Here is a 4,501-nt window from a genome sequence, read left to right as displayed (position 1 = left end):
GCCCTGGCACACCGGCCTCGGCGACGCCCTGCTGCGCGGGCTGGTGTTCGCCCTGCCCGGACTCGCCTACCTGCTCGGCGGCCCGCTCGCGGCCGGCCCGCCCGGACGCCACGGACTGCCCGCCGGGACGGTCCCGCTGATCGCCGCCGCCGTCACCGGCTGGATGTGGAACCAGGCCCTCGCCCACCGCGCCTACGCCTGGCTCGGCCTGGGCGACCGTCAGGCCGCCGCCCGGGCCCTGCTGCTCGGCGCCCCGGCCGGCGCGCTCGCCGGGACCGCGGCCGCCTGCCTGGCCGCCGGGCCGGGGGAGTGGGGCGGGGCCGCGTTCGCCGCCGGGCAGTGCCTCTATCTCGCCGCCGCCACCGTGCTGCTGGTCCTCGGCCGGCCCGCCGCGCTGCTCGCCGCACTCGCCCCCCTGGTGGCCGCCACCCCGCTCGCGTACGCCGCGGAGCTGCCCGGCGCGGCCCGCACCGCCGTCCTGCTGGGGTGCCTGGCCACCGCCGCCGCCCTGGCCGTGCGCGCCCTGCGTCCCGGCGGCGCCTGGCCGTCCGCCGGGCCGAGGGGGCGGGCCGCGCCGAGACGCGCGGACTGCCTGCCGTACGCCCTGTTCGGGCTGGGTACGGGAAGTCTCGTGCTGTACGCCGCGATCGGCGACCTCCTCGCGGGCGGCGGGCCGGCCCGCACCGCCCTCGGGCTGGTGGACGCCGCCGCGCTCACCCTCTCCATGGGCCCCGCCGAGTGGCTGCTGCACCGCTTCCGGGACGCCGGCACCGCCGGGCTGCGCGCCGCCACCGCCCCGGCCGCCTTCCGGCGCGCCACCGCGGGCGTGCTGGCCGGCTGCCTCGGCGCGTACCTGACCGTGCTCGCCCTGCTCGCCGCCCTCGGATCGCTCGCCGTCCCGGCCGCCGGCGGCCCGCCCGCCACCCGGCTGGCCGCGCTGCTGCTGCTCGGTACGGTGCTCTGGTCGGCGCTGCTGCTCCAGTCGTTCGGCGCGGTCGTCCCGGCCGCGCTGGTCTGCGCGGCCGCCGCCGCCACCCAGACCGCCGCGCCGGCCCTCGGCGCCGGCGACCCGCACACCGTCGCCGCCGGCAGCACCGGCGCCGCCGCCCTGCTGCTGGCCGTCCTCGGCTGCGCCCTGCTCGGCCGCGCCACCGCCCACCGCCGATGACCCCCCCGCAGTAAGGAACCGCCGTGGACCTGCTCGTCCCCTACTACGAGCACCCCGTCATCCGCCCCGCCGAGTGGGACGCCCTGATCGCCGCCGCACCCCGGCTCTACGGGGTGATCGTCAATCCGGCCAGCGGCGCCGGCGCCTTCCTCGACCCGGCGTTCGCCGAGGTCGCCGGGCGGCTGCGGATGGCCGGGGTGCGGGTGCTCGGCTACGCCGACACCGACTACGGCCGCCGCCCGCACGCCGACGTGGTCACCGACCTGCTCCGGCACCGCGACTGGTACGGCGCGGACGGCGCGTTCCTCGACCAGGCCGCCGCCGGGCCCGAGCTGATCCCCTACTACCGCCGGCTGCGGGTGGCCGCCCGGGCCGCCGGCGCCGCCACCGTCGTCCTCAACCACGGCACCCCGCCCGACCCCGGTTACGCGGCCGCCGCCGACCTGCTGGTCACCTTCGAGGGGAGCTGGGAGACCTACCGCTCGCTCGGGCTGCCCGACCGCCCGGCCGAGGACCACCACTGCCACCTGGTCTACGCCGCCCCCTCGCACGCCCGGCTGGCCACCCGCGTCCGGTGCGCCGTGCCGGCCGGCGGGGCACACCCCTGGGCCGCCCTCCCGCACGACCTGGAGCGCCCCTGACATGCGCCGCGCCTCGACCCTCCTCGCCGCCCTCGCCCTGCTGCTCGCGGGCTGCACCACCGTCCCCGGCGGCGACGGCACACCGCCGCCCCGCGCCGAACGCTGGCGGCCGAAGCCCGGCCTGGCCTGGCAGTGGCAGCTCAGCGGCACCCTGGACGCCTCGGTGGACGTGCCGGTCTACGACATCGACGGCTTCGACCACCCCGCCGCCACCGTCGCCGGGCTGCGCGCGGCCGGCCGCCGGGTCATCTGCTACCTGTCCACCGGCGCCTGGGAGGAATGGCGCCCGGACGCGGCGGAGTTCCCCGAGGAACTGCTCGGCAAGGGCAACGGCTGGCCCGGCGAGCGCTGGCTCGACATCCGCCGCACCGACGTGCTCGAACCGCTGATGGCCGAGCGGATCGAGATGTGCCGCAGCAAGGGCTTCGACGCCGTCGAGCCGGACAACATGGACGGCTACGCCAACGCCACCGGCTTCCCGCTCACCGCCGCCGACCAGCTCCGCTACCACCGGTTGATCGCCCGCCTCGCCCATGAGCGCGGTCTGGCCGTCGGGTTGAAGAACGACCTGGACCACATCCCCGAGCTGGTCGGCGAGCTGGACTTCGCGGTCAACGAGCAGTGCGCGCAGTACCGCGAGTGCGCCCGGCTCAGCCCGTTCGTCCGGGCCGGCAAGGCGGTCTTCCACGTCGAGTACGAGCTGGCCGCCGACGCCTTCTGCCCGCAGGCGCGGAAGCTGGGGCTCAGCTCCCAGCGCAAGCGCTACGAGCTGGACGCCTGGCGCGAGCCCTGCTGACGGCCCCTCACCGGCCCAGCACCAGCACCACCAGGGCGGCGGTGGCCGCCGTCTCGGCGACCGCGCCGAACACGTCCCCGGTCACCCCGCCCAGCCTCCGCACACAGCGCCGCAGCAGCAGCTCGGCCGCGCCCAGCCCGGCCAGGACGGCGAGGGCGGCCGACAGGGCCTCGGACCGGCCGAGCAGCAGGCCCGCACCGGCCGCCGCGCCCGCCGCCACGACGGCCACCGCGCCCGCCGCGCCCGCCGGGACGGTGGCGGCCACCACCGCGCCCAGCCCCTCCGGGCGGGCCGCCGGCACGGAGGCGCGCGAGGCGCAGGTGAGCGCCGCGCGGGCGGCGACGGCGGCGAGGACGGCGCCCAGCGCCCCGTGCGCCCAGCCCTCCTCGTACAGCTCGTACAGCGCCGCCGCCTGACCGAGCAGCACCAGCAGCAGGGTGATCACCCCGAACGGCCCGATGTCCGACTGCTTCATGATCGCCAGCGCGTCCTCGGCGGGCTTCCCGCTGCCCAGGCCGTCGGCGGTGTCCGCGAGACCGTCCAGGTGCAGCCCCCGGGTGAGCACCGCGGGCGCCGCCGCCGCGGCCACCGCGGCCGGCGCCGCGCCCGCCCCGGCCAGCAGCAGCGCGGCGCCGGCGGCCGCCGCGGCCAGGCCCACCACCAGCCCGGCCAGCGGCGCGCACAGCATCCCGGCGCGGGCCGCCCGCCGGTCCCAGCGGCCGATCCGGACCGGCAGCACGGTCAGCGTGCCGAAGGCGAACCGCAGCCCGTCGGCGCGCGTACGGGCGGGGGTACGGGAAGTCGTCACCGCGCGCACAGTAGTCGCTGCCCCGGCCCGGTAGGTTTCCCATATCCGTACAGACCGGTCATAGGGGAGCGGGTGGGATGGGTCACTGGTTCTACCGGAACATCGTCGAGCCGGGGAAGCTGCCGCTGCTGCTGGCGCTCGCCTCGTTCGTGCTGACCTTCCTGGTCACCCGGACCATCACCCGGCTGATCCGGGCCGGCCGCGGCCCGTTCCGCGACGTCGCCCCCGGCGGACTGCACATCCACCATGTCGTGCCGGGCGTCGTGCTCGCCCTGCTCGGCGGCTTCGGCGGGGTCGCCACCAGCCAGTACGGGGCCGCCTCCGGCTTCTGCGCGGTGCTCTTCGGCATCGGGGCCGGGCTGATCCTGGACGAGTTCGCGCTCATCGTCCACCTGGACGACGTCTACTGGAGCGAGCAGGGCCGGCAGAGCGTGGAGGCGGTCGCGCTCACCGCCGCGCTGCTGATGCTGCTGCTGATCGGCTCCTCGCCGCTGGGCGTGGACTCGCTCACGGCCGACCAGGCCGAGAACCGGACCTCGTTCGTGACGACGGTGGCGTTCAACTTCCTGTTCGTGCTGGTCACCCTGGCCAAGGGGAAGCTGCGGATGGCCGTGGTCGGGGTGCTGGTGCCGCTGGTCGCGCTGGTCGGCGCCCTCCGGCTGGCCCGCCCCGGCTCCTGGTGGGCCCGCCGGCTCTACCGCCGCCGCCCGCGCGCCCGGGCCCGCGCCGGACTGCGCGCCTACCACCACGACCGCCGCTGGGACGCCATCGGCCGCCGCTTTGGCGACCTGGTCGCCGGCCGCCCCACCGACGAACTCCCGCCCGCCGAACGCCCGGCCGCCGCCCTCCCGGCCGGCGGTGAGCGGGCGGGCGGCCCTGCGGGCGGCAGTCAGCCGGCCCCGGGGCAGCCGCCGCGCGGGACGGAGCCGGAGCCGGGAAGCGAGCCCGGCCCGGGAAGCGGTCCCGGGGGTGGTACGGAGGCGGGGGACGGCCCCGAGGAGGGCGCCGGCGGGAGCGCGCCGCCCCGGCGCTGACGCCAGGCGGCGGCCACCGCGCAGCCCGCCGCCACCACCGCGATCGCCGCCAGG

General features: G+C 78.2%; 4 protein-coding genes and 1 pseudogene. 4 read left to right on the top strand and 1 reads right to left on the bottom strand.

Annotation, left to right across the window (positions count from 1 at the left end; genetic code table 11):
* The 3 genes from C6N75_RS30970 to C6N75_RS26640 all read left to right on the top strand — a co-directional run.
* The coding region (locus C6N75_RS30970; RefSeq protein ID WP_105871432.1) for a hypothetical protein at positions 1 to 1,168 on the top strand (1,168 nt) is incomplete at its 5' end.
* 23 nt (positions 1,169 to 1,191) lie between these two features.
* Positions 1,192 to 1,809: a spherulation-specific family 4 protein gene (locus tag C6N75_RS26645; protein WP_105871431.1), complete on the top strand. Its 618-nt coding sequence runs from the start codon at positions 1,192 to 1,194 to the stop codon at positions 1,807 to 1,809.
* A gap of 1 nt (position 1,810) precedes the next feature.
* Positions 1,811 to 2,605 carry an endo alpha-1,4 polygalactosaminidase gene (locus C6N75_RS26640; protein WP_105871430.1) on the top strand — a complete coding sequence of 265 codons (795 nt, stop codon included), beginning with the start codon at positions 1,811 to 1,813 and terminating at the stop codon, positions 2,603 to 2,605.
* Positions 2,606 to 2,612: 7 nt separating this feature from the next.
* On the opposite strand, the gene C6N75_RS26635 is transcribed toward C6N75_RS26640, so the two are convergent.
* Positions 2,613 to 3,422, bottom strand: a complete 810-nt coding sequence (locus C6N75_RS26635; protein WP_105871429.1) for an adenosylcobinamide-GDP ribazoletransferase — start codon at positions 3,420 to 3,422, stop codon at positions 2,613 to 2,615.
* A 68-nt stretch (positions 3,423 to 3,490) separates the two neighbouring features.
* Here C6N75_RS26635 and C6N75_RS26630 point away from each other — a divergent pair.
* Positions 3,491 to 4,246: pseudogene (locus tag C6N75_RS26630) on the top strand (hypothetical protein); the annotation flags it as partial.
* Between the last annotated feature and the right edge of the window lie 255 nt (positions 4,247 to 4,501).

It is taken from the genome of Streptomyces solincola, from assembly GCF_002982015.1.
In the GTDB taxonomy this organism is placed as follows: Bacteria; Actinomycetota; Actinomycetes; order Streptomycetales; family Streptomycetaceae; genus Streptomyces; species Streptomyces solincola.
The sequence above is the reverse complement of the archived record's forward strand: the minus strand, read 5'-3'. Positions and strand labels throughout refer to the sequence as shown.